Origin of the sequence: Nocardia sputorum (genome assembly GCF_027924405.1) — a bacterium.
GTDB classification, from domain to species: Bacteria; Actinomycetota; Actinomycetes; order Mycobacteriales; family Mycobacteriaceae; genus Nocardia; species Nocardia sputorum.
Genome location: NZ_AP026978.1, coordinates 1,808,955 through 1,830,186, shown reverse-complemented (window position 1 = coordinate 1,830,186; position 21,232 = coordinate 1,808,955). Strand labels below are relative to the sequence as shown.

Genomic DNA, 21,232 nt, shown 5'->3' with positions numbered 1-21,232 from the left:
AAAGGCTACCCGGTCCAAGACACGCCCTCGACACCGTCGTCGGCGATCAGGCCGCAACAAAGACGCGAATCCATATCGACGACAGCTGGGTGATGCCATCTTGCCGCTTGCCTGACATCAATTATGGCGTCACACTGGCGTCATGGATTTGTCCAAGTACACCAGCCGGCTGCGCGAGAACCTGATCGCCGCCGCGGCGCTCGGCGACGAGAAGACGCAGGCCACGGCGACGGCCCTGGCCGCTGCGACGGAGGGGCCTGCCCGCCTGGTGCTGCTCGCCGCGCTGTCGGACCTCGCCGCCGAGGTCAGCGCCGCACTCGGCGACCGAACGGTGCACGTGTCGGTCGACGGCACCGACGCGTCCATCGATGTGCGCAAGAGCACGGTGGGTGACGAGCCGCCCACCTTCGAGGAGATGACCGGAGACATCAGCAGGGTCACGCTGCGACTGGTGGAGCAGATGAAGGCGCGTGCGGAAGAGGCTGCGGCACAGAGCGGTCAGTCCCTGAACTCGTGGCTGTCCAGCGCCGTCCACGGGGCTTTGCGCGACCAGATGCGCGGGTACGGGCCCAAACGCGACAGCTGACCCAGTCGCGCCTACAGCAACGCGGCGAGGTTGCCGCGATCGCCGATGACGACCTCGTCCAGTTCGAGCCAATCGGCCATCTCGCGCAGCGCGCCTGCGAGAGCGTGCGCGGTGGCCGGAGTGTCGTATCCGGGTTCGGCGAACGCGGCGGGGACCCACAACCGGCCGTTCGCACGCTCCGCGCGTAGGTCGACGCGACCGACGAGTTCACCGTCGAGCAGGAACGGGAAGACGTAATAGCCGTGCACCCGTTTGTGTTCAGGGGTGTAGATCTCGATGCGGTAGTGGAAGTCGAAGATGCGCTCCGTGCGGGCGCGGAAGAAGATGAGCGGGTCGAACGGGCACAGCAGCGCGGCCCCTTCGACGCGGCGCGGTGTCGGGGCGCCAGCCCGCAGATAGGCCGGTTTCTCCCAGCCCGCCACCTCCACCGGGATCAGCTCTCCCGCGTCCACCAGATCGGCGATGGCCGGTTCGGTCTGTGCGCGCTGCAGCCGGTAGTAGTCGCGCAGGTCCGCTTCGGTGCCGATGCCGTGCGCGGTGGCGGCACGCAGCACCAGCTCACGGACGGCGTCCGCTTCGGCGACGTCGCGGGACAGCACCTCCGCGGGCAGCACCCGCTCGGTCAAGTCGTAGTGCCTGGTGAATCCCACACGGGTGGCCACCGACAGCGCGCCCGCCGCGAAGAGCTGCTCGCAGATCATCTTCGTATCGCTGAGATTCCACCAGGAGCCCTTCGGTCGCGGCTTGTCCAGCTCCAAATGACGCTCCACTTCGCCGGCGGTGGCCGCACCCACCGACGTGATCACGTCCAGGATGTCCTTGCCCAGGGTCGGATTGCGCTCGACCACCTTGCGCATGCCCGACCAGCGCCCGTGCTCGTACCGCCGCATCCGCCAGCGCAGCAGCGGCCAGTCCTCCACCGGGATGAGCGCGGCCTCGTGTGCCCAGTACTCGACGAGTGCCCGCGGGCGCCGAGCGCCGTTGCTCCACGCCGCCTGATCCAGCAGGGTGCGATCGTAGGACCCGATGCGGCTGAACACCGGCGCGTAATGCGCTCGCACCACCGCCGACACCGAATCCAGTTGCAGCAGCTGGGTCCGGTCCAGCACACCGAGCACCGTCCGCCGCGTCGCGCGGCCGGGCCTGCGCATCCCGAAACCCTGCGCCGCCAAAGCCGTTCGCCGTGCCGCCGCGGCACCCATCTTCCGCATAGCAGGCAACGATGCCACGACCCACCGACACGTCAGGTCGAGACGGTGACCGCGCCGGTGGTGTCGATCTCGGTGCGGCGGTCTCGGTCGGACGCGGTGGCCAGGACGGTGGCCAGGATGCGCCGGCCCGCGGGGAGGATGCGGACGGTGACCGAGCCGTCGTTCGCGGCGTCCAGTTCGCGGGTGGCGGCGTCGATCACTTGCCTGCGCACGTGATGCGGCACGCCCGCGAAGCCGCCGTCGTCGAGCAGGATCACCTCGACGCCGCGGGAGCGAGCGCCCCGAGCGGCGCTGCTGAGTTGATCGGTGGCCAGCTGCGGAGCCCGGAGGCCGTCGCGCAGTTCGGCTTCCAGGAGCCTGCATTGCTCCCGCTCCGCCGCGGTGAGTTCCGCGCCGTCGGCGATACGTTCCAGGATCGGGCGCGCCACCGCGTCCAGCCGGGCCAGCTGACGGGTGCGTTCGGAGTTCTCCGCCGCCATCGCGGCCTCGGCGGCGGCGCGCATGGCCGCCTCCTCGCGCAGCAGCCGCAGCGAACGCTGGGTCGGCCGCATGATCGCCGCGAACAGGGAGACCCCCGCCACCGTGGCGACCGGCACGATCGAACCGACGACGACGCCGATCCGCAGCCCGGCCACCACGCCGACCACGGCGATCACCACGCCGATGCCGGCGACACCGAGCCAGGCGGCGGCCAAGCGTCCGCGCAGCACCAGCACGGCGAGCACATACGACGCGGCGAACGCCGTCCACACCTGCTTGGACCAGCCGTGTTCGACGTCGAACGAGGTCAAGGTCGTGGCCAGCGGCCCGGACGCGGCGACGAACACGGTCGCGGCCCAGGGCAGCGGATCGGTAGGTACCACCAGTACGACGACACCGGCCAGCGCCAGCACGACCAGCGCCGCGACGGCGGCGGCCACCGGCGATTCCGAGAAGTTCCGGATCATGTACAGCACGATGGTGGCTTCGAGCACGACCAGGAACAGCCAAGCCGCGCGGTCGCGCAGCCCGAGCAGATCGCGCAGCCCGAATTCGGTTTCCGGCTCAGCCATTCCCGCCCCACACCAGCGTCACGGTTGTTCCCTCACCAGGTTCGGATTCCACGAACCCCGCGCCACCGGCGAGCTGACGCATGCGGCCGAGGATGCTCACCGAGATGCCGAGCCGATCGACGGGCACCGCGCTCAGGTCGAAACCCGCTCCGTCGTCCCGGAATACCACCCGGATTCCCCCGGCGCTGATCGTCACTGTGACGGTGCGGCGCACCTCCCGCCCGGCGACGGTGGCGTGCCGCAGACTGTTGCGCACGGCCTCGGCCAGCGCGGCCGCGATCGTGCTGGCTGCGTCCACCGGCAGGTGGAGATCGTCGAACCCGGCCCAGCGCCGTGTGGTGAACCTGATGCCGGGATTCACCTCGTGGACGGCCGAGCGGAGGAACCCGATCGCGGATTGCGCGTCCAAGCGGTCGGGTTCGGTCTCGGCCACCCGGCACTCGTCGAGTTGTTCGAGGGTGCGTTCGGCCTGGCGGCGCAGCACCGGCGATTCGGTCCCGGCTCGCGAGGCGTCCAGCAGGGTGGACAGCACCGCGTCGTGGATCAGCGCGGCGAACCTCGCGCGTTCCCGCTCCCGGGCCGCCGCGCCCGCGACCGCCGCCGCGCGGCTGCTCTCGATCGCCGACTCGCGATCCACGCGCGCGGCCGCCGCTCTGGCATAGACCACGCACCACAGGAACAGCGCGCTCAACCCGGCCGCTCTGGCGAAATCGCCGAGCAACGCGAGCGCGGTGGTCTCCCGCAGCACGACCAGATTCGCCAGCGCGCTGAACGCCGCGCCCACCACCAGGTACGTCACGGCGAACGGCGGCCGCCAAGCGAGCACGGCCGCGAGCACACCCAGCGCCAGCACCCGGTACAGCCAGACCGAGGCCGCCCCTTCGGAATCCGGCACAGCGTATGCCACGGGGACCACCGCCATCGCGCCGAGGAAACTCATCGCGGCCGCACCGGCCACCCGTTGGATCACGCGCCGGCTCATGCCGACCGAGACGACCGCGAGCACCGGGAACAGCCCGAACGCCAGCACCACCTCCACCACCGTCCAGCGGACGGGCACGAAGCGGCTCTGATCGGCGATCTCGGGCAACTCGACGATCGCGGCGATCACCCCCGCGATGCCGATGGCGAGCCCGAACCGCCGCAGGATGCGATCGGCGGCTCCTTCGGAGGCTTTCTCCCTGGACAGCGCGACGACTCCGCGGCGCCAACGGCTCGCGCGCGGCCGGTCGAGCGGGAGCGAGCGAGAGTGCGACGGGGTGTCCAGCATGCTGGACGCGATCATCCGCGCGGCTGCCGCTCGGGGACCGGCAGCCAGCCGTCTTCCACCGCCCGCTTGTACAGGTCGGTCTTGGTCGGCGCCGGACGGCCGGCGTCGGCGTACTTCTGGCGGATCCGGCCGAGATAATCGTTGACCGTCTGCTCGGACAGACCTGTCAACCGCGCGACCCGGGATGCTTTCTCCCCGGACGCGTAGAGCGTCAGCACTTCCTCCTGACGCGGGCTCAGGCCCACGTCGGACAGTTGCGGATCACCGTCGATGGCGGCCGCCCAGTCGGTGGTGACGACCTGCTCGCCGCTGGCCGCGCGGCGCACGGCGGCGACGACGGTCGGCACGTCCTCGGATTTGCGCACCACACCCAAGACACCCGCACGCGCGGCGGCGCGCACCAGGAAGGCGTTGTCCGCGCCCGTGAAGACCAGTACCTCCATGCCGCGGCCACGCAGGGCGCGCACGTTGTCCTCGGGTGAGGATCCGTCGGCCAGCCGCAGATCCAGCACCACCAGATCCAGCGGCGGCGCGCCGTCGGCCGCGGCCAGCAGTTCCGGCACGGTGCCCGCGGTCAGCACCAGATCGAGATCCGGCTCCGGCGCCAGCATCGCGGCGAGACCGATCGCGACCGATTCGTGGTCCTCGACCAGTCCGATTCGGCGCGGGGCGTTCTCGTTCCCTTCGGCCCAGGTCACCTGGCTCTCCCATCCCGAGCTACTCGTCCACATCCCCACCGCGACAACAACCGCAGACAGTATGCCGGGCAATGGTGCGCGAGGGTCAGACACCAGAATTCGGGGGGCTCAGGTCATGAGCCCGGCCGCGAGCGTGGCCCCGAGTTCCCAGCATCGCTGCAGGTCGTCCTTGCCGGGCGACCCGGAGATCACGACCGCGGCGGCGGCCTGGTCCCAGCCGAGCCCGGTGGTGATGCGCACCACGCCGCGCTCGGCGCCCTCGGTGCCTTCGTTGCCGTGCAGGTACAGGCCGTACGGCCGACCGCGTGTGGAGTCCAGACACGGGTAGTAGATCGTGTCGAACGCGTGCTTGAGCGCACCGCTCATGTAACCCAGGTTCGCCGGGCTCCCCAGCAGGTATCCGTCGGCGGCCAGAACGTCGGGGGCGGTGACGGCCAGTGCGGCGCGGCGCACGACTTCCACGCCTTCGATCTCGGGGTCGGTGGCCCCGGAGACGACGGCCTCGAACATCGCCTGCATATGCGGGGACGGCGTGTGATGGATGATCAGCAACCGGGCCACCCTGCGATGGTATCGGCCCGCGTGGCCGTCAGGCGGTGTCGCGCTCGTGCCGTTCCAGCGCGACCGCGCGGCGCATGGTCTCGCGGGCTCGGATGCGGTCACCCGCGTAGTCGTAGGCGCGCGCGAGGCGGTAGGAGACGCGCCAGTTGTCCGGATCGGCCTCCCACTCGGCCTTGACCGTCGCGAACAACTCGTCAGCGGCCGCGCGCTGGATACGGCCGGACGGCAGCCGCGGTAATGCGGAGGTGTCGAGCTCGAGGCCCTCGTCGTGGATCCGCCGCGCCAGGTGCTGATGCGCCAGGGCCGCGCGCACGGTGGCCACGACGATCCAGACGCCCAGCAGCGGCAGGATGAGGACGCCGACGCCGATCACGATCGCCGCCACCTCGCCGGAACCGATCAGGCCGAGCGCGATCCGGCCCAGCAGCAGGAAATAGAAGCCGAGCACCAGGATCAGGGCCGCGATGAACGCGACCACCTTGACGACTTCTCCGCCGCCCTTGTGATCGTCCCGCTCCGAGCCGCTCACGGTCGCGCTCCATCGCGGCGCGGCTGCCGACGCTCGATCACAGATCCAGGAACGGGTCGAGCCCGACGGTGAGACCGGGCCGGTTCGCGATCTCCCGCACTCCGAGCAGCACCCCGGGGGCGAACGAGGAGCGATCGATCGAGTCGTGCCGGATGGTGAGCGTCTCGCCCTGCGTGCCGAACAGCACCTCCTGGTGGGCGACCAAACCGGCCAGGCGCACCGAGTGCACCCGCACCCCGTCCACGTCGGCGCCGCGGGCACCCTCCAGTTCGGTCGTCGTCGCGTCGGGACTGCGGTCGAGGCCCGCTTTGTCCCGGGCGGCGGCGATCAGTCCCGCGGTGCGGTAGGCGGTGCCGGACGGCGCGTCGGCCTTGTTCGGGTGGTGCAACTCGATGACCTCCACCGACTCGAAGAATCGGGCGGCCTGCTCGGCGAATCGCATGGACAGCACCGCGCCGATGGCGAAGTTCGGCGCGATCAGCACGCCGACCTCGGGACGCTCGGCCAACCAGCCGCGCACCTCCGTCAGCCGGGCCTCGTCGAACCCGGTGGTGCCCACCACCGCGTGAATGCCGTGCTCCACCAGGAACCGGAGATTCCCCATCACCACGTCCGGGTGCGTGAAATCGACGACCACCTGCGTATTCGCCGCGGTGAACGACTCGAGCGAATCATCCTTGTCGACGGCGGCGACCAGTTCCAGATCGCCTGCCGCGGTCACCGCCGCGCAGATCGCCTGTCCGACTTTGCCACGCGCTCCGAGCACTCCGACCCGAATGGTCACCGCACCTCCTCGTTCCGCTTCGGTCGGGATCAGCCTAATGGGCCGCGATCCCGCCGCCCGATCGTGCCCGGCGAAGAGGAGGCAACCACAGGATCGACGCGTTCGAACGCAGGCCGTGCGCCACCCGTCCTCGAACCCGCGGGCAGCCCGAGGGCGGCACGACGATGAGCGAAGGTGCCTATCGCGCCGGCTGTGGTTCACCGGCCTCCGGACTCGTAGCGCCACCGAGGTTGGCGACCATCCGTCGGAGTATCCGCACGGTCTCGGCGAATTGCTCGTCGGTGATGCCCTCCGCCAATTGCCTTCTGCGTTCGCCGATCCGGACGAAGGCCTCGTCGTGGGCGACTCGGCCCTCGTCGGTCAGCGACAGCATGCCCGCGTCGTCGGCGACCAGCCCGTCGGCGAGGAGTCCGACCAGTTCGGTGGGCCATTCGGAGTCGTCGGTCCAGAAGGTGTCGAGCGCGTCACGGATGTCGTCGGCGCGCTGCGGTCCGTCGGCCAGCGAGTGCGTCACCTGCCAGCGCCTGCGATTGAACCCGCCCGAGGCGAGATCTTCGTCGAAGCGCTCGTTGATCAATCGATCGAGCTCCACGAGCCAATATCCGATGCCGCGACGGATGGCCATAACCACTCTCCTGAATATGTCTATGAACAAGTACATGCATTCTTACATATGAATTTCGGGCATGACAGAGTGAACGAATGGACGAGCACGACGCGATCACCGTCGCCGTGGAAGCGGCGATGGTCCGGATCCGGCGCAGGCAGACGCGGGGTGCGCTGAGCGACGGCGCTATTCCCGTCGCCGTGTTCCGCGCGCTCGACGCCGTGGCCGACGGCGCGGCCGACACGGTCGGCGCGCTCGCTCCCGCCCTCGGCGTCGATCAGCCGAGGGCCAGTCGCCTGGTGGCCCAGGCGGTGTCCTCCGGCCTGCTGGAACGGGTCGCCGATCAGCGCGACGGACGGCGTTCGGTCCTACGCCTGACCGCAGCGGGACATCGGGCGGTGGCCGAGGCCAGGGCGGGCAGGCGCGCCGCCATGGCCGAGGCGATGGCGGACTGGACTCCCGCCGAGCGCGCCGAGTTCGCCCGTCTCCTCGCCCGTTTCGTCGACGGGCTGGACCGCCCCACCGGATGAGCGACGTGACGCGCCGGCGAACCGAGGATTCGGCGGCCGGGGTCAGTCGAAGACGATGACCTGGCGCAAGGCGTGGCCTGCGGCGAGTTCGTCCATGGCACGGTTGATCTCGTCGAGCCCCACATGCGCCGAGACGAGCCGCTCCACCGGCAGCCGTCCCGACCGCCACATGCGGACGTACTCGGGAATGTCCCGGGACGGCACCGCGGAGCCGAGGTAGCTGCCGACGATCGAACGTCCCTGCGCGACCAAGGCCAGCGGCGAGATAGCCGCCCGGGCATCGGGCGCGGGCAGTCCGACGGTGACGGTCGTGCCCCCGGGCGCGGTCGCGGCGACGGCGGTCTCGAACGCGCGGACGTTGCCCGCCGCCTCGACCACCACCTCGGCTTGCACCCCGAGCTCGGCGACCTCGGCCGGGGTGTAGGCGGCGTGCGCGCCTAGCTCCCGGGCGAGAGCGAGTTTGTCCGCCACGGTGTCGACCGCGATCACCTCGTGCCCCTCGGCGGCGAGCGACACCGCCACCAGCACTGCCGCCATACCCACACCGCCCAGGCCGACGACCATGATCCGGTCCCCGGTGCCCGGACGCGCCGAATTGAGCAGGGCGCCGCCGCCGGTCAGCACCGCGCAGCCGAGCACCGCGGCCACCTCGGGCGGCACGTCGTCGTCGACCGGCACCACCGACCTGCGGTCCACCACCGCGTGCGTGGCGAAAGCGGAGACGCCCAAGTGGTGGTGCACCTCGGCGCCGTCACGGAACAGCCGCCGCCCACCGTTGAGCAACTCACCGGCGTTGTTGGCGGCACTGCCGGGCACGCACGGGGTGCGCCCGTCGGTCGCGCACCCCGCGCACTCGCCGCACCGCGGCAGGAAGGTCATGACCACGCGCTGCCCGACCGCGATATCGCCGTCGCCGGGGCCGAGCGCCTCCACCCTCCCCGCCGCCTCGTGGCCCAGCAGCATGGGCACCGGGCGGACCCGGTTGCCGTCCACCACGGACAGGTCCGAGTGGCACAGGCCCGCCGCCTCGATCCGGACCAGCAGCTCACCGGGCCCCGGCTCGCGCAGCTCCAGATCGCACACGGTGATCGGCGCCGACTCGGCGAACGGCGCCGGCGCCGCGATCCGCTCCAGGACCGCTCCACGAATCTTCATTCCGCCGACGCTACCGCCCAGGGGCGTCCGCACCCACCGCAGTGGCCGCACCGGTCTGGCTATCGCACTGTTCGCAACGGCCGCCATCGGTCCGCGTCACGCCGCGGTGTGCAGCGGTCACGCCACGCCGCGCGTGGGCCTGCGTACGATGCCGCGCGTGGGTGTGAATGTGGTCGATGCGGTCGAGCGCTTGCACGCCGACCTGGGGACGTGGCTCGGGTCGGAGGCGCCGGTCGAGGTGTTCGAGCGGTTCGCGGCGGCGCAACACGAGCGGTTCAGCATGGTGACGACCGACGGCGAAGTGCTCGGGCGCAGCTCCTTGCTCGCGGGCGTCCGTGGTGCGCGAAACGCCGTGCCCGGCTTGACCATCGAGGTGTCCGAAATCGAAGAACTCTCCAGGTCCGGCGATATCGCGGTAGTGCGATTCCTGGAGACGCACCGGGCCGCGGGAAACGTCACTCGTCGTCGGGTCACGGCCGTGCTGACGACCGAGGATCCAGGCGCGGTTCGCTGGCTGACGGTGCACGAAACCGATACGGCACCGGCCTGACCATTCCCAGCATGGGAAACGCGCACGCGGCGCCGGCGCCAGGTCTGCCGGACAATTCCTGCCTTGTTCTCGGACGCTGCCACACGGCGACGCACCGGGGGATGACGTGGACTCGAGGAGGTCGGTGCCGGTGGATCGGTGGGAACGCGACGGTCTGCGCTCCGCCAACAGCGGAATCCGCAATCAGGTGGACTACATCCTGGACGCGCTCGCCGAGCAGCGCACCCACCTGGCGCAGGTGCGCGACGAGCTGGCCGCGGTGCGGTGCACCGCCGAGTCGGCGGACAAGCTGGTGGCGGTGACCGTGGACGCGGCGGGCGTCCTCGTCGACGTGCGATTCGCGTCGGCCGCCTTGCGCGGCACACCGGAACAGCTGGGCCGCGCGGTGACCGAAGCGGGCAGGCAGGCGGCGCGGCTGGCCCGCGACCAGCACGCGGCGATCATCGCCCCGCTCGTCGCCGACGCCGAAGCGGTGCCCGACCTGCCCGATCTCGTCCCGGGCGCACCCAGCCTGCGTGCGGTGTGGGAGCCGACGGACGACTCGGCCGGCTAGCGCGCTCGGCATGAGCCGTGCCTCCTCGCCGGACGGGACGGCCCGGGGCGATCCGGACCGACTCGACCGGCGAGGAGGCACGTACACCCCGAATTCTCCTGCGATGCTGGATGTTTCGGAGTGGACGAGGTGGGTGGTTCTCGAGTGTCGGCACATGGCAGCTACCTCCGTTCGGGTGGGCAGCCCTCGGCTGCCGGAAGGATGGACGAGGGGGTCAGTACAGCTTCGCGAGGAACGCCGAAAGATTCTCGCGCACCCGCTCGACCTTCTCTTCGGGCGTGAGATCCTCGCGGTACCGGCTTCCGAGCGCCGGCCGCTTCTTGTTCCGCGCGTACAGCGAGCAGGCGAGGTCGGTGCACATGTAGGTGCCGACCGAGTTGCCCCGGCGCCCGGACTCGCCGGCTTTGTGCGCGGTCATCAGCGAGACTCCGCCGCCGGTGTGGGTGGTCAGGCAGATCGTGCACATCTGCGCCCGGCCGGTGCCGCCGGTGGCGTACCGCAACGCGACGCCGACCAGGCGGTCGTCCTGCGGGACGACCAGATAGCCGCGTCCCGGCAAGGACGGATCGCTCCAGCCGAGGAAGTCCAGATCCGCCCAGGGCCGCTCGTCCAGGTCCCTGGGCACGGGTAGCCGCTTGGCGTCTCCTTTCGAACAGTTGACGAACGACGACCTGATGTCGCGTTCGGTGACAGGTTCCATGAGGGAGATCTCCTTCGGTCGATCGGTGTACAAACCGAAGCGACGTTACGGTCCCGCCGTGCCGGGAACAACGGAATTTCCCGTGCTCTCAGCACTGCGCGCGGCCCGCTCGTCGGCACCGAATGCTCCTGGCGTGGAGTGGGTTTCGGGACCGGCACGGCGGGTATTCGCCGCCAGCGGGAGGTGTGAGTGTGGCGCAAAACTTGCAGAAGAGGTTCGCGGCGCGACGCCGGCTGCGCAGCCCGGCCGATCTGCCGGGACGGTCGTGGTGGGGTGTGGTCACCCGATCGGTCGGCGAGTTCCAGCGCGACAATCTCACCGACTGGGCCGCGGCATTGACGTATTACAGCGTGCTGTCGCTGTTTCCGGGCTTGATCGTGTTGACCGCCGGACTGGGCATGCTGGGACGCGACGACACCCGGGCGCTGGTGGACACCCTTCGCGAGATCGGGCCGGGCGGCGGGACAGATCTGCTCGTGGACGCGGTGAACGGCATCGAGGAGGCGCAGACCCCGGCCGGACCGCTGGCGTTGGTCGGGTTGGCGTCGGCGCTGTGGACCGCGTCCGCGTACATCGGGGCGTTCATGCGCGCGACCAACGCGATCTACGACATCCAGGAGGGACGGCCGATCTGGAAGACCGTGCCGGTGCGGGTGGCCCTGACCGCCGCGGTGGTGGTCCTGCTGGGCGTCTGCACGGTCGGCGTGGTCGTCAGCGGTTCGCTCGCCGACCAGGTCGGCCGCTGGCTCGGGCTCGGGCAGGCGACGATCACGGTGTGGGGCATCGTCAAGTGGCCGGTGATGATGGCGCTGATCAGCCTCGTCTTCGCCCTGCTGTATTGGGCGGCGCCCAACGTGCGACAGCCGGGATTCCGGTGGCTGACCCCGGGCAGCGCGCTGGCCGTGGTGCTCTGGGCAGGCGCGTCCTGGGGATTCGCCTTCTATGTCGGTCACTTCGGCTCCTACAACCGGGTCTACGGTTCCCTGGGTGGCGTCGTCGTCTTCCTCGTCTGGCTGTGGATCTCGAACATCGCGGTCCTGTTGGGCGCGGAACTGGACGCCGAGCTGGCTCGAGCGCGCAACATCGCCCACGGCCATCCGGAAGATGCCGAACCCTATCTGCCGCCGCGCGACGATCCCGACGAATGATCAACGGCCGCAACGGATTCGCACCGCGATCGCGCCGGTGGCGCAGCCTCCCGCCGACCATCCATAGCGTTTGAGCGGGACCGGGAGCGGTAACCCGAAGCCCGTCTGGATCGGTATTCGGAGAGGACTCCCATGGCTGAGCACGCTGAACACACCGTCCCCGAACCCGCGACCATGCCCTCGGATGTCAACGGGAAGTTGTCGGTGTTCGACCGATTCGCGACAGCGGCCAGCGCACTGGCCTCCAAGGCGGGATTCTTCGTCTTCTGTGTGCTTCTGGTCCTGGTCTGGGCGCCGACGATCTTCTTGCTACCGAGCGTGGACACCTGGCAGCTGGTCATCAACACCGCGACGACGATCATCACGTTCCTGCTCGTCGCGCTACTGCAGAACACGCAGAGCCGCTCCGACGCCGCGGTCCAGCAGAAGCTCAACGCCGTCGCCGACGGATTGGCCGACCTGATGAGCGAGCTGAGCGCCGAACACCCGGAACTGCGGCGTCACCGCCAGGAACTCACCGAAGCCGTGGGGCTGGAGAATCGGGAGAGCGCCGGATGATCGGCGCGGAGGCCGGTGGCGCCGCGTGCGGCCGGCCTCCGCGTGTACCGATGCGTCATGGTTGCCCGGGCTCGGCGCTCTTGCCCGCCTCCCGGACCGCTTCCGCGAGCTCCCGGCGCAAACGCTCGGCGTTCGCTTCGTCGCCCGCGTCCTCCGCGGTGGTGATGTCCTGGCGCAACTGCGCGATCGTGTCCCGCGAAACCATAGGACCTCCTCGTCTCTGGGGACGGTTTCGTATGAGAGGGCGACCTGGCCCCCGTGGTCAGGGTGGCCGCTGAGGCGAGGACGAAACAATAACGAGCCCCCGGCGGATCGGGACGCGCTGTTCGACTCTGCTCGCCGCTCTTGTCACGGGGATAGAGTGGAAAGGTTCTCGGCGATTGGGTCCCGGCGCAGTGGGTACTCTCCGCTGCGGTGTGACCGGGATGCGAATCGCCGGCACATCACCTACCTGGCCGAATGACAGCGGTTGTGGCCAGTCCGTACGCCGAGCAGCGTGGCTCGGACAACCTTGACGACGTGCCGGGTGGGATGCCGTATCCGACAGAGCAGGAGTGTCGCCGCGATGGAGTCATTGGCCTTCCACAGCGACAGTTTGGGTGATACCGAGCGGTTCCTCAATCGCAACTACACCAGGATGCGGATCGGCAACAGCACCGGTGTCCCCGTCCGGACGGACATCACCCGGACGATGCTCGGTCCGGTCAGCCTGGACGACCTCGAACTGAGCTTCGACATGCGGTACGACGCCCAGCCGCTGGGCAAGATATGCCTGTGCCAGGTCGACGCGGGGACGATCGAAGAGAACTACGCCGACGGCACGACCGACTTCTTCCAGCCCGGTGAACTCGGGCTGCTCACTCCGCCGGATCTGCCGTATTCCGGGGTGGTCCACCACGCTCGCTACAGCATCACGATGTTCGATCCCGCGCTGCTGACCCAAGTCGCGGCCTCGGCCCCGGACCATGACCTGGAACCGGTCCGGCTGACGGGTCATCGGCCGGTGTCACCGGCCGCCGCGCGCCACCTCTCGGGCGTCCTGGAGCACATGCGCGGTCTCGCCGCCGACCGCACGGTACGCGAGCAGCCGCTGATCACCTCCACGGCCGCCCAGTACCTGGCCGCCACCGTGCTGCATGCTTTCCCGAGCACCGCGCACACCGATCCGACGGCGCACGACCGCAACGACGCCCACCCCGACACGGTGCGACGCGCGCTGGCCTACCTCGAGTCGCACCTCACCGAGGACATCACCGTCGCCGACATCGCCGCGGCCTCCTATGTCACCGTCCGCGCACTGCAACTGGCGTTCCGTCGCCATCTCGACACCACACCCATGGCGTATCTGCGGCGGCTTCGCCTGCGCGCCGCGCACGAACAGCTGCGCGACTGCTCGTCCGACGACGGCCACACCGTGACCTCGATCGCCGCGGCGTGGGGCTTCGCCCATCCCGGACGGTTCGCCAGCGCGTACCGCGAGGCGTACGGCAGATCTCCCCATACGACTCTCATCGCGTAGCCCGCCGCGCCTCGAGCTCACGAGGGCAGCCGAGGGCTGCACGAGACAGCGACGATCAGTCGCGCAGGGCACGCTCCCGAAGGTCGGTGAGGGTCCGCGACAAGACGCGGGAGATATGCATCTGGGAGACGCCCAGCACGGCGGCGATCTGCGCCTGCGTACGCCCCTCGAAGAAGCGCATGCGCAGCACGAGCCGCTCCCGCTCGGGCAGCTCGGCGAGCAATGGAGCGACCGCGAGGGCCTCGTCGGTCAGGTCGTAGGAGGGATCCTCCTCGCCGAACGTCTCCGCGACGCGCACCGAGGCGCCGCCGCTGTCGTCGTCCTCGATGACCGCGTCGATGGAGTTCGTGGAGTAGGCGTTGCCTGCCAGCAACGCTTGGGTGACCTCGGTCAGGTCGATGTCGAGTTCGACCGCGATCTCCAGCGCGGTGGGCATCCGTTCCAATCGCTGGGAGAGCCGCTCCACCGCCGGGCCGATGGTCAACTGGATCTCCTTGATCCGGCGCGGCACCCGCACCGCCCAGCTGTGGTCGCGGAAATGGCGGCGTACCTCGCCCATGATGGTGGGTACCGCGAACGACAGGAACGACGGTCCCCGCGCCGGGTCGAAGCGGTCGACCGCGAGCACCAGCCCCACGGCGGCGATCTGGTACAGATCGTCGTAGTTCTCCCCGCGGCCGACGAAGCGTCGGGCGATGTGCTCGGCCAGCGGCAGGCACCGGCGCATGATCGCTTCCCGCAGTCGCGGCCGTTCGGGATCGTTCTCGTCCATCGCGGCCAATTTCTCGAGCAATGGTTCGATGCCGTCGTAGCTGTCCGTTCCGCGCCGCGTCCGGCGCGGCGTGGCGGTCCTGCGGTTGGCGGTCGCGAGTGACATGAGCTTCCTCATTCCCCTTTGCAGCGGTCGCCGCGCTCGCCCGAGGGAGGGCGGCGACGATCGCCGTATACCGCCCGACGGCCGCGTCAAGCGTTCGTGGGCGGTCTTGTTCGTATTTCGGACGGGCGCCGGTGCCCGGGTGCGTTCTCGGGATCGCCCGCCTGCCCGGAATGCCACCGAGACCGCGTCGCGCCACCGGAGACGTGCGGGCGGTGCACAGCGTCCGGGGAGATCCCCCGACGTGCTCCCGGACCGCCGCCGGTCCGCCCCGCCACATAACCCGTGACGACAGCGCCGGAGAACCGGCACTCACGCGGCGGATGGTCGGCTTCGTGCAGCCCGGGCGCTGGGCACGCGACCACCGGCACGCTGCTCCGCACTGACGGCACATCCACGATTCGCCGCACGGGTCCGTCGTCCGGCACGGTCACTCCGACCGGGACACCCGCTCGGGCGCACTCGTCGGCGGTCGCCGCGTCCAGCTCACCGTGCGCGACGAGGAGCAGACCGTCATCGGTCGGGATGCCTTCCATGCCGTTCTGACAGAACACGCGCACCTCCGGCGGCCGGGTATCGGCACGAGACCGCACAGTCGAGCCTGGCAGTCGATACCGGCCGTGTCAGCGCGACAGACGAAGTCCCCCGGGGCATCGGTCCGAAAAGCGAAACGCCGTGACCTCCCGCACGATCACTTTCTGGGGATGCGGTGGTGGACGGTCAGCAGGATGTGGTCGAACGCGGCGACCAGGTCCGGCGGTGGCGGCGGCACCTGAGGGAGTTCCGCGATCAGCTGCTGTGCGAGCGCCCGCAACTTGGTGTTGGTTTCCTGCGATCGCCAGCGCAGGACCTGGAACGCTTGCTCGGCACTGATCTGGTAGACGCGCATGAGCACTCCCTTGGCCTGCTCGATCACCGCGCGATTCTCATACAGCCCGGGCAGAGTCGCGGCGAGCATGGCCTGGTGCGCCTCGGCCAGGGTGTCGGACAGGTCGACGTAGAAGCCCGCGGTGCCGACCGCGGTGCCTCGGTCGTCCAGAATCCGATCGGCGACGACGAGCACGGTGTGTTCCTGGCCGGACAGGTCGATGAACCGGTGCCTGCTCGAAAAAGCCTCGCCGTGATCAATGGCACGCGTGATGGTCTCGGCGACGTGCGTGCGGTCGTCTGGGTGCTTGTGCGCGAGCAGCAGCTGTGTGGTCGGTTCGATCTCACCGGGCTGGTAGCCGTGCATGCGGTAGACCTCGGCAGACCACTCCCAACGGCGGGTGGCAAACCAGAACCGGAAGCTTCCGACAGTAGGTTGCTCGGATGGTGCCGAATCGGCAGCGGTCATGGTGGACGTGCAGGGCTGCATACGGTGGATCATGGATGCAAGGCCTCTCCGAGGGACAAGGGGCGCACGGCCCAACGCGACCCGCGGGCCGTCTTCCCTCGGCGGGGTCACGCGGGCGCGGGCGCGTTCGGCCGACAATCCGCTGTTGACTCAACGGCCGGCGCACGCGCACATCAGTGGCGACTGCCGGTGACCTACGACCCAGTATGTCATCCGCGCCGGGTCCAGGCGTGACGAGGCTCGGCGGCTATCCGAAAAACGAAGCGCGGGCCGGTTTCCATGCGCGCGCGGTGATCTTCTGGCAAGCGACCGTTTCGTGGCGGACGACCGTGGCGCGTGACCGGTGCGGCCGTCCCTCCGAATCATCTCGGGCACAGTCCGACTCACGTCCCGCGCCACCGCTCGCCGTCGCGAGACGCGGTGACACGGAGGGTTTCGCTGAGGCGAGCTCGAGCGCCGGCGCTGATTACGTCCACGCACTGGGCTCCGCGGTGGTCGCTCCCGGAATCATGGCCGGTGCCGATTCCGTGAACGCGGCGGCGGCGCCGGAGGCGACGAACTCGGCCGCCGCCAGCACCGCACGGCGCACCGCCCGCTCCGGTCCGCTACCCGAGCCCACCTGGGCTGTCGCGGCGACGGCGAAGCTGTCGCCCGCTCCGCAGGCGTCACTGCCGCCGGGCGCCTTGGCCGCGGCCGGAAGCGGGATGCGCAAACGTTTGCCGGACGCCCGCAGGCAGACCAGGGCGCCCTCCGGGCCGAGGGTCACCGCGATGGCGTCGACCGCCCACCCTTTGACGAGTTTCCACAGGTCAGGTCCGTCGTCGAGCCGACCGGACAACAGGGCGAGCGCTTCCGCGCGATTCGGCGTGACCAGTGCCGCGCCGGGGATCGGCACGGGTCCGCGCGGGTGGGGATCCCAGACGACCGGAACGTGGCGGGCCTGGGTACGCAGCAGCGCACGGATCTGCGGGTGAGCCGCGATACCGTGACCGTAGTCCGACACCAGCACCGCCTGCGCCGACGCCAGCACGGCGTGCGCCTCCTCCGGCAGCGGGTCGGCGCCTGCTCGTCCGGTGCCGGAATCGATTCTGGTGATCAGAATGGGCCGCCGCGGTTCCTTGGCGCGGGTGTGCCCGTTCGAGCGGGCCCAGGGGCCGATCGCGCGCACTCGCTGCTTGCAGATCGTCGAACCATGAAGGGGCAGCGCGATGACCCGCACGTGTCCGTCCAGCAACCCGCGCAGCCGGGCACCCGCTTCATCGGCGGCGAAGCCTGCGATCAGGACGACTTCCCGGTCACCAGCCGCCGCCAGCCGGGCCGCCAGTCCCGCGCCACCTGGTCGGAACGCCCGGTGCGCGACGTCGACGACCGGGGCCGCCGCCTCCGCACTGCATCGGTCGGCGCGACCGTCGACGTCGATGTCGAGCAGCGCGTCCCCGATCACGACGAGCGGACCGCCCGCGGCCATCACTCCCGCTCCAGCGCGGCTTCCAACGCCGTGCACAGCCCGTGCACCAGCACCAGGTGCTTCTCCTGCACCGTCGCGACGGTATCGGCCTCGATGCTGAGAGCGTCGTCGCCCGGCAACGCCAGCGGGTTCGGCGGCTTCGACATGACCCCGGGCACCTCGGCGGCGTGGGCGTCGGCCGACGGGCCGGCGTGCTCGGATACCGTGGGGACCTTCACCGCAGGCTCCGTTCGCCGAGGACGACTGGATCACACGCGCAGTACCGATCCGGGCCGCACACCGAAGCCCGCACGTGCTGACATGCCCCACTCGACCGCGCCGAAACATCCGTGCTCCGATGCCCGCACCGTTTGTGCGCCCCGACCCCGGGTAGAACGACGACATTCGTTCCGGCTCATCGGATACGCAGGAGGTCGCATGGGACACGCCGGCGGCGCGATCACTCGCACGGGACTCGTCCCGTCGCGTCCGGCGCTCGGGCCGCTCGGCGAGGTCTTCCCCGGGGTGCGGCGCATCGCGGTGCTGCGCGGCGGCGGTCTCGGCGATCTGCTGTTCGCCTTCCCCGCGATCCACGCGCTGGCGGCGACGTATCCCGCCGCTCGGATCGTTCTGCTCGGTACGGCCGAACACGCCGAACTGCTCGGCGATCGGGCGGGCCCCATCGACCGTGTGGTGGTCGTCGATGAACAAGGCGATGTCGACGGGGAAGTCCGCGCCGAGCTGGGGCCGATCGATCTGGGTGTGCAGCTACACGGCGGTGGCGCATGGTCGAACCCGTTCCTGACCAGCCTGCGCCCGCGCTGGACAGTGGGTTCGCGTGCCGCGGGCGCGCCCGCCCTGACCCGCACACTGCCGTTCCGCTACTACCAGCACGAGACCTTGCGAGCCCTCGAAGTCGTCGGCCTGGCCGGTGCGGCGCCCGTGATGCTCGAAGCGCACCTCGAGCCGACGCCGGCGGATCGGTCCGCCGCCGGCCCCGTCCTCCGCGATCTGCGCGGCCCGATCGCGGCCATCCATCCCGGCGCCCGGGACCCCCGCCGACGCTGGCCCACCGAACGCTTCGCCGACGTCGCCACGCACTGTCTCGATCGGGGCGTCGCGGTTGTTCTCTTGGGCTCGGAGTCCGATCGCGAGCTCGTCGATGGCCTCCGTTCGCGTATCGGCGCACACCCGCTCGACCACCGGATCCGTACGCTGATCGGCGCGCCGCTGCCCGCGCTGTGCGGTGTTCTGGCCCGCAGCGGCGTCTTCGTCGGGAACGACAGCGGTCCGCGGCATCTGGCCAGGGCGTTCGGCATCCCGACCGTGGGCATCTTCTGGATCGGCAACGTGATCAACGCCGGGCCCCTGGGTCGCGCCCGTGACCGAGTGCTGATGTCGTGGACCACGACCTGCCCGGTTTGCCACCGCGACTGCACCGACGAGGAACTTCCCCGCTGCCCGCACGACGTCTCGTTCGTCGCCGATGTACGGACCGATGACGTCTGCCGCGATATCGATGAGCTGCTCGAACACACTTGACGCATGCGCACGCGGTCGCGCGGCCACCGCAGTTCAGTTCGGCCTCGCGCAGTCGCGAATCCGCGTCCGGGTGCCGTGCCCTCGTTCGGCCGACGTCCCGATCATCACCGAGCGGATCAGCACCGGCCGGGTGCGTACGGGCGCCGCGTGTACGGACGCACGCTCGCCGCTTCGGGCCCCCGGTCGGTGATGGTGGTGGTGAAGACGACGGTCTGGCCGGGAGTGAGTGTCTTGTATCCGCGTGTGTCGATGGCACGGAAGTCGACGAACACGGCGCTCGTGCGGTCGTCGGGTTCGAGATAGCCGAACCCTTTCTCGGTGTTGAACCAAGCGACGGTGCCATGGCGCCATTCGGTGGAGGTGGCGGGGACGAGGGTGTCGCGACGCGGGCGGTGCGGCCGGAACCGGCTGGGGGCATGCGTTGTAGTCGTCATGAGAAGGCGTGGCAGCGAGATCGGGTCAGTAGGCGAGCGGGTATTCGTCGTCGGGCAGCGGCGTGACGAAGGCTTGTTCGAGCCGGTCGACTTCGTCGGCGTGGTCGAAGGCGTCCCGGATGCGTTCGGCCAGCGGGTTCAGTGCCGTCGTATCGATTCCGGCGTGCTCGTGCCGGTCGGCAGGCGCTTGCTGTTCGAGGTGGTCGGCGGGGCTACCGGTGGGAAATGTCGGGGTGTGCACGGTGGTCCTTCCTCCTGGCTTCGGGCCTGTCGCGGATACGGGAGCCGCGGGCCCGGACACCGCGTGCCGGGCCCGCGTCGGAAGAGAGTGACGTGACGATTTCGGTAGGTTCTCGCATCACCTGCCTTTCTTCTCACGTGCCTTTCGGGGATAAATCTGCCGAAAAGCCCTCATCCGCGCGGAGGTCCGCGCTCGCGCGGATGCGGCCGGTGCGCCGGTATGCGGCCGCGTAAGGTGGCCACCTCTGCCGACGGCCGCCGCCCCCTCGCCCCGTCGGGGGCCAGCGCCAGGCGCGGCAGCGCCGGTGGGCACTGGGCGACAGCCATTGCCGCGCAGAGGATCTCGTCCACCTCGGCGAACAACCCGTCGAGGTCGGCGTCCAACAGCGGCAAGCCGGCGACGTCACAGCTGTCGAGGGTGCGCATAGCCCTTCACCTCCTGCCGGAACGTGCTGGGTCCTGTGGGCGATCAGGCGTCGATCACCTGGTGGCCGTCTCCGCGAGCGACCTCGATCTTGCGCGGTTTGGCCCGCTCCGCGACGGGGATCCGCAACCGCAGCACCCCATCGGCGTAGTCGGCGCTGATGCGATCGCTGTCGAGCCCCTCGCCGAGGAATATCTGGCGGCTGAACACGCCACGGGTCCGCTCCGCGGCCACCATCTCGCGCCCCGATTCCAACTCCGGGCGCTGCGCGCGCACCGTGAGCACGTTGCGTTCGAGATCCAGATCCAGCGAGCCGGTATCGATGCCGGGCAGGTCGAGCTCTACCAGGAATTCCTCGCCCTCCCGCCAGGCGTCGATCGGCATGACGGCCGGGTGCGCTGCCGTGCCGAGCACCTGGTGCGTGAACCGCTCCAGATCGTGGAACGGGTCGGTCCGCATCAACATGGTCGCCACCTCCAACTCACTCCATCTTCGGGGCTCTACCAAGATAACCTGTGTCGATTCAGACAGATTTTTTGTAGCACTATCCAGACATCTGCGCAAGAGTCCGAGAGGAACAATTCGGAGACGGCGCAGCGGGCGGCTACGACCAGCCGCGCGCACGCTGGATTCCCGCCGCGAGACAACCGGGTGCCGGAACCCTCTGTCCGTACCGCTCTCATCGGCACCAGACGAGTCCGAGACGTTTCACCCTCGCACACGCCACGAGCGTGACGGGAGGGAATGGAGATCGACCAGAAAGGCACCGGCGGTGCCGAAAACCTTGCGCGGCAGACGAACCGGCCACGGCCTGGATGATTTCGTGGAGCGGATGACGGGATTCGAACCCGCGACCCTCACCTTGGCAAGGTGATGCGCTACCAGCTGCGCTACATCCGCATGCGCATCGCGGAGTCCGTGATG

Annotated in this window: 27 protein-coding genes and 1 tRNA gene; 8 read left to right on the top strand and 20 right to left on the bottom strand. The window is 69.8% G+C overall.

The genetic code is table 11. The features are described from left to right. The first annotated feature begins 142 nt into the window (after positions 1 to 142). Positions 143 to 586: a hypothetical protein gene (locus QMG86_RS08365; protein WP_281878709.1), complete on the top strand. Its 444-nt coding sequence runs from the start codon at positions 143 to 145 to the stop codon at positions 584 to 586. A gap of 11 nt (positions 587 to 597) precedes the next feature. Here the strand turns inward: QMG86_RS08365 and QMG86_RS08360 are convergent, their stop codons facing one another. The 8 genes from QMG86_RS08360 to QMG86_RS08325 form a co-directional block, all read right to left on the bottom strand. Then, entirely contained in the window at positions 598 to 1,797 is a 1,200-nt protein-coding gene (locus QMG86_RS08360) for a winged helix-turn-helix domain-containing protein (protein WP_281878708.1), read from the bottom strand. A 32-nt stretch (positions 1,798 to 1,829) separates the two neighbouring features. Then, positions 1,830 to 2,849: a DUF8320 family protein gene (locus tag QMG86_RS08355; RefSeq protein ID WP_281878707.1), complete on the bottom strand. Its 1,020-nt coding sequence runs from the start codon at positions 2,847 to 2,849 to the stop codon at positions 1,830 to 1,832. Further along, the gene (locus tag QMG86_RS08350) at positions 2,842 to 4,119 is read right to left on the bottom strand and encodes an ATP-binding protein (RefSeq protein WP_281878706.1); all 1,278 of its coding nucleotides are present in this window, start codon (positions 4,117 to 4,119) and stop codon (positions 2,842 to 2,844) included. The genes QMG86_RS08355 and QMG86_RS08350 overlap by 8 nt, the downstream gene beginning before the upstream one ends. A gap of 11 nt (positions 4,120 to 4,130) precedes the next feature. Next, complete coding sequence (locus QMG86_RS08345; RefSeq protein WP_434085560.1) at positions 4,131 to 4,850, bottom strand: response regulator transcription factor; 720 nt, start codon at positions 4,848 to 4,850, stop codon at positions 4,131 to 4,133. A 75-nt stretch (positions 4,851 to 4,925) separates the two neighbouring features. Continuing rightward, positions 4,926 to 5,378: a flavodoxin family protein gene (locus QMG86_RS08340; RefSeq protein ID WP_281878704.1), complete on the bottom strand. Its 453-nt coding sequence runs from the start codon at positions 5,376 to 5,378 to the stop codon at positions 4,926 to 4,928. Positions 5,379 to 5,406: 28 nt separating this feature from the next. Beyond that, on the bottom strand, positions 5,407 to 5,907 hold the full coding sequence (locus QMG86_RS08335; protein WP_281878702.1) for a hypothetical protein: 501 nt from the start codon (positions 5,905 to 5,907) through the stop codon (positions 5,407 to 5,409). A gap of 37 nt (positions 5,908 to 5,944) precedes the next feature. Then, the gene (dapB, locus tag QMG86_RS08330; protein ID WP_281878700.1) at positions 5,945 to 6,691 is read right to left on the bottom strand and encodes a 4-hydroxy-tetrahydrodipicolinate reductase; all 747 of its coding nucleotides are present in this window, start codon (positions 6,689 to 6,691) and stop codon (positions 5,945 to 5,947) included. Between the two features lie 178 nt (positions 6,692 to 6,869). Next, entirely contained in the window at positions 6,870 to 7,316 is a 447-nt protein-coding gene (locus QMG86_RS08325) for a hypothetical protein (protein WP_281878699.1), read from the bottom strand. Between the two features lie 77 nt (positions 7,317 to 7,393). Between QMG86_RS08325 and QMG86_RS08320 the strand changes: the two genes are divergently transcribed. Next, positions 7,394 to 7,828, top strand: a complete 435-nt coding sequence (locus QMG86_RS08320) for a MarR family winged helix-turn-helix transcriptional regulator (protein WP_281878698.1) — start codon at positions 7,394 to 7,396, stop codon at positions 7,826 to 7,828. Positions 7,829 to 7,870: 42 nt separating this feature from the next. On the opposite strand, the gene QMG86_RS08315 is transcribed toward QMG86_RS08320, so the two are convergent. Further along, complete coding sequence (locus QMG86_RS08315; protein ID WP_281878696.1) at positions 7,871 to 8,983, bottom strand: alcohol dehydrogenase catalytic domain-containing protein; 1,113 nt, start codon at positions 8,981 to 8,983, stop codon at positions 7,871 to 7,873. Positions 8,984 to 9,131: 148 nt separating this feature from the next. Here QMG86_RS08315 and QMG86_RS08310 point away from each other — a divergent pair, with 148 nt between their 5' ends. Both QMG86_RS08310 and QMG86_RS08305 read left to right on the top strand, forming a co-directional pair. Then, positions 9,132 to 9,533 carry a DUF4440 domain-containing protein gene (locus QMG86_RS08310; protein ID WP_434085557.1) on the top strand — a complete coding sequence of 134 codons (402 nt, stop codon included), beginning with the start codon at positions 9,132 to 9,134 and terminating at the stop codon, positions 9,531 to 9,533. A 124-nt stretch (positions 9,534 to 9,657) separates the two neighbouring features. Continuing rightward, positions 9,658 to 10,086, top strand: a complete 429-nt coding sequence (locus QMG86_RS08305; RefSeq protein ID WP_281878694.1) for a YbaB/EbfC family nucleoid-associated protein — start codon at positions 9,658 to 9,660, stop codon at positions 10,084 to 10,086. A gap of 214 nt (positions 10,087 to 10,300) precedes the next feature. Here QMG86_RS08305 and QMG86_RS08300 read toward each other — a convergent pair whose 3' ends face one another. Next, positions 10,301 to 10,786 carry an FBP domain-containing protein gene (locus tag QMG86_RS08300; protein ID WP_281878693.1) on the bottom strand — a complete coding sequence of 162 codons (486 nt, stop codon included), beginning with the start codon at positions 10,784 to 10,786 and terminating at the stop codon, positions 10,301 to 10,303. Positions 10,787 to 10,977: 191 nt separating this feature from the next. Between QMG86_RS08300 and QMG86_RS08295 the strand changes: the two genes are divergently transcribed. Both QMG86_RS08295 and QMG86_RS08290 read left to right on the top strand, forming a co-directional pair. Beyond that, positions 10,978 to 11,934, top strand: coding sequence for a YihY/virulence factor BrkB family protein (locus QMG86_RS08295; RefSeq protein WP_281878692.1), 957 nt, complete (start codon positions 10,978 to 10,980; stop codon positions 11,932 to 11,934). 132 nt (positions 11,935 to 12,066) lie between these two features. After that, complete coding sequence (locus QMG86_RS08290; RefSeq protein ID WP_281878691.1) at positions 12,067 to 12,492, top strand: low affinity iron permease family protein; 426 nt, start codon at positions 12,067 to 12,069, stop codon at positions 12,490 to 12,492. Between the two features lie 55 nt (positions 12,493 to 12,547). Here the strand turns inward: QMG86_RS08290 and QMG86_RS08285 are convergent, their stop codons facing one another. Further along, positions 12,548 to 12,697: a hypothetical protein gene (locus tag QMG86_RS08285; RefSeq protein ID WP_281878690.1), complete on the bottom strand. Its 150-nt coding sequence runs from the start codon at positions 12,695 to 12,697 to the stop codon at positions 12,548 to 12,550. 360 nt (positions 12,698 to 13,057) lie between these two features. Here QMG86_RS08285 and QMG86_RS08280 point away from each other — a divergent pair, with 360 nt between their 5' ends. Then, on the top strand, positions 13,058 to 14,011 hold the full coding sequence (locus tag QMG86_RS08280) for a helix-turn-helix transcriptional regulator (protein ID WP_281878689.1): 954 nt from the start codon (positions 13,058 to 13,060) through the stop codon (positions 14,009 to 14,011). Between the two features lie 55 nt (positions 14,012 to 14,066). Here the strand turns inward: QMG86_RS08280 and QMG86_RS08275 are convergent, their stop codons facing one another. The 4 genes from QMG86_RS08275 to QMG86_RS08260 all read right to left on the bottom strand — a co-directional run bounded on the left by QMG86_RS08275 (position 14,067) and on the right by QMG86_RS08260 (position 17,907). Continuing rightward, complete coding sequence (locus QMG86_RS08275) at positions 14,067 to 14,888, bottom strand: RNA polymerase sigma factor SigF (protein WP_281878688.1); 822 nt, start codon at positions 14,886 to 14,888, stop codon at positions 14,067 to 14,069. Positions 14,889 to 15,576: 688 nt separating this feature from the next. After that, entirely contained in the window at positions 15,577 to 16,119 is a 543-nt protein-coding gene (locus QMG86_RS08270; protein WP_350356372.1) for a PAS and ANTAR domain-containing protein, read from the bottom strand. A 568-nt stretch (positions 16,120 to 16,687) separates the two neighbouring features. Beyond that, positions 16,688 to 17,689 (bottom strand): PfkB family carbohydrate kinase, encoded by a 1,002-nt coding sequence (locus tag QMG86_RS08265; protein ID WP_281878685.1) that lies wholly within the window; start codon positions 17,687 to 17,689, stop codon positions 16,688 to 16,690. Next, complete coding sequence (locus tag QMG86_RS08260) at positions 17,689 to 17,907, bottom strand: hypothetical protein (RefSeq protein ID WP_281878683.1); 219 nt, start codon at positions 17,905 to 17,907, stop codon at positions 17,689 to 17,691. Before QMG86_RS08260 ends, QMG86_RS08265 begins: the two co-directional genes overlap by 1 nt. A 199-nt stretch (positions 17,908 to 18,106) precedes the next feature. Between QMG86_RS08260 and QMG86_RS08255 the strand changes: the two genes are divergently transcribed. Next, positions 18,107 to 19,210 carry a glycosyltransferase family 9 protein gene (locus tag QMG86_RS08255; RefSeq protein WP_281878682.1) on the top strand — a complete coding sequence of 368 codons (1,104 nt, stop codon included), beginning with the start codon at positions 18,107 to 18,109 and terminating at the stop codon, positions 19,208 to 19,210. Positions 19,211 to 19,326: 116 nt separating this feature from the next. On the opposite strand, the gene QMG86_RS08250 is transcribed toward QMG86_RS08255, so the two are convergent. The 5 genes from QMG86_RS08250 to QMG86_RS08230 form a co-directional block, all read right to left on the bottom strand. After that, positions 19,327 to 19,644: a cold-shock protein gene (locus QMG86_RS08250; RefSeq protein ID WP_350356371.1), complete on the bottom strand. Its 318-nt coding sequence runs from the start codon at positions 19,642 to 19,644 to the stop codon at positions 19,327 to 19,329. A gap of 25 nt (positions 19,645 to 19,669) precedes the next feature. Continuing rightward, positions 19,670 to 19,885, bottom strand: a complete 216-nt coding sequence (locus QMG86_RS08245; protein ID WP_281878680.1) for an Rv3202a family protein — start codon at positions 19,883 to 19,885, stop codon at positions 19,670 to 19,672. Positions 19,886 to 20,055: 170 nt separating this feature from the next. Continuing rightward, on the bottom strand, positions 20,056 to 20,310 hold the full coding sequence (locus tag QMG86_RS08240) for a hypothetical protein (protein ID WP_281878678.1): 255 nt from the start codon (positions 20,308 to 20,310) through the stop codon (positions 20,056 to 20,058). A 43-nt stretch (positions 20,311 to 20,353) separates the two neighbouring features. Continuing rightward, positions 20,354 to 20,773: an Hsp20/alpha crystallin family protein gene (locus tag QMG86_RS08235; protein ID WP_281878677.1), complete on the bottom strand. Its 420-nt coding sequence runs from the start codon at positions 20,771 to 20,773 to the stop codon at positions 20,354 to 20,356. Positions 20,774 to 21,132: 359 nt separating this feature from the next. Beyond that, positions 21,133 to 21,208, bottom strand: a tRNA-Gly gene (locus QMG86_RS08230). Between the last annotated feature and the right edge of the window lie 24 nt (positions 21,209 to 21,232).

What these genes read in the sequence shown, in the direction of transcription:
- QMG86_RS08365 (WP_281878709.1), top strand. Translation starts at nt 143, where the DNA reads ATGGATTTGTCCAAGTACACCAGCCGGCTGCGCGAGAACCTGATCGCC.
- QMG86_RS08360 (WP_281878708.1), bottom strand. Translation starts at nt 1,797, where the DNA reads ATGCGGAAGATGGGTGCCGCGGCGGCACGGCGAACGGCTTTGGCGGCG.
- QMG86_RS08355 (WP_281878707.1), bottom strand. Translation starts at nt 2,849, where the DNA reads ATGGCTGAGCCGGAAACCGAATTCGGGCTGCGCGATCTGCTCGGGCTG.
- QMG86_RS08350 (WP_281878706.1), bottom strand. Translation starts at nt 4,119, where the DNA reads ATGCTGGACACCCCGTCGCACTCTCGCTCGCTCCCGCTCGACCGGCCG.
- QMG86_RS08345 (WP_434085560.1), bottom strand. Translation starts at nt 4,850, where the DNA reads ATGTGGACGAGTAGCTCGGGATGGGAGAGCCAGGTGACCTGGGCCGAA.
- QMG86_RS08325 (WP_281878699.1), bottom strand. Translation starts at nt 7,316, where the DNA reads ATGGCCATCCGTCGCGGCATCGGATATTGGCTCGTGGAGCTCGATCGA.
- QMG86_RS08320 (WP_281878698.1), top strand. Translation starts at nt 7,394, where the DNA reads ATGGACGAGCACGACGCGATCACCGTCGCCGTGGAAGCGGCGATGGTC.
- QMG86_RS08315 (WP_281878696.1), bottom strand. Translation starts at nt 8,983, where the DNA reads ATGAAGATTCGTGGAGCGGTCCTGGAGCGGATCGCGGCGCCGGCGCCG.
- QMG86_RS08310 (WP_434085557.1), top strand. Translation starts at nt 9,132, where the DNA reads ATGCCGCGCGTGGGTGTGAATGTGGTCGATGCGGTCGAGCGCTTGCAC.
- QMG86_RS08300 (WP_281878693.1), bottom strand. Translation starts at nt 10,786, where the DNA reads ATGGAACCTGTCACCGAACGCGACATCAGGTCGTCGTTCGTCAACTGT.
- QMG86_RS08290 (WP_281878691.1), top strand. Translation starts at nt 12,067, where the DNA reads ATGGCTGAGCACGCTGAACACACCGTCCCCGAACCCGCGACCATGCCC.
- QMG86_RS08285 (WP_281878690.1), bottom strand. Translation starts at nt 12,697, where the DNA reads ATGGTTTCGCGGGACACGATCGCGCAGTTGCGCCAGGACATCACCACC.
- QMG86_RS08280 (WP_281878689.1), top strand. Translation starts at nt 13,058, where the DNA reads ATGGAGTCATTGGCCTTCCACAGCGACAGTTTGGGTGATACCGAGCGG.
- QMG86_RS08275 (WP_281878688.1), bottom strand. Translation starts at nt 14,888, where the DNA reads ATGTCACTCGCGACCGCCAACCGCAGGACCGCCACGCCGCGCCGGACG.
- QMG86_RS08270 (WP_350356372.1), bottom strand. Translation starts at nt 16,119, where the DNA reads ATGCACGGCTACCAGCCCGGTGAGATCGAACCGACCACACAGCTGCTG.
- QMG86_RS08265 (WP_281878685.1), bottom strand. Translation starts at nt 17,689, where the DNA reads ATGGCCGCGGGCGGTCCGCTCGTCGTGATCGGGGACGCGCTGCTCGAC.
- QMG86_RS08255 (WP_281878682.1), top strand. Translation starts at nt 18,107, where the DNA reads ATGGGACACGCCGGCGGCGCGATCACTCGCACGGGACTCGTCCCGTCG.
- QMG86_RS08250 (WP_350356371.1), bottom strand. Translation starts at nt 19,644, where the DNA reads ATGACGACTACAACGCATGCCCCCAGCCGGTTCCGGCCGCACCGCCCG.
- QMG86_RS08240 (WP_281878678.1), bottom strand. Translation starts at nt 20,310, where the DNA reads ATGCGCACCCTCGACAGCTGTGACGTCGCCGGCTTGCCGCTGTTGGAC.
- QMG86_RS08235 (WP_281878677.1), bottom strand. Translation starts at nt 20,773, where the DNA reads ATGTTGATGCGGACCGACCCGTTCCACGATCTGGAGCGGTTCACGCAC.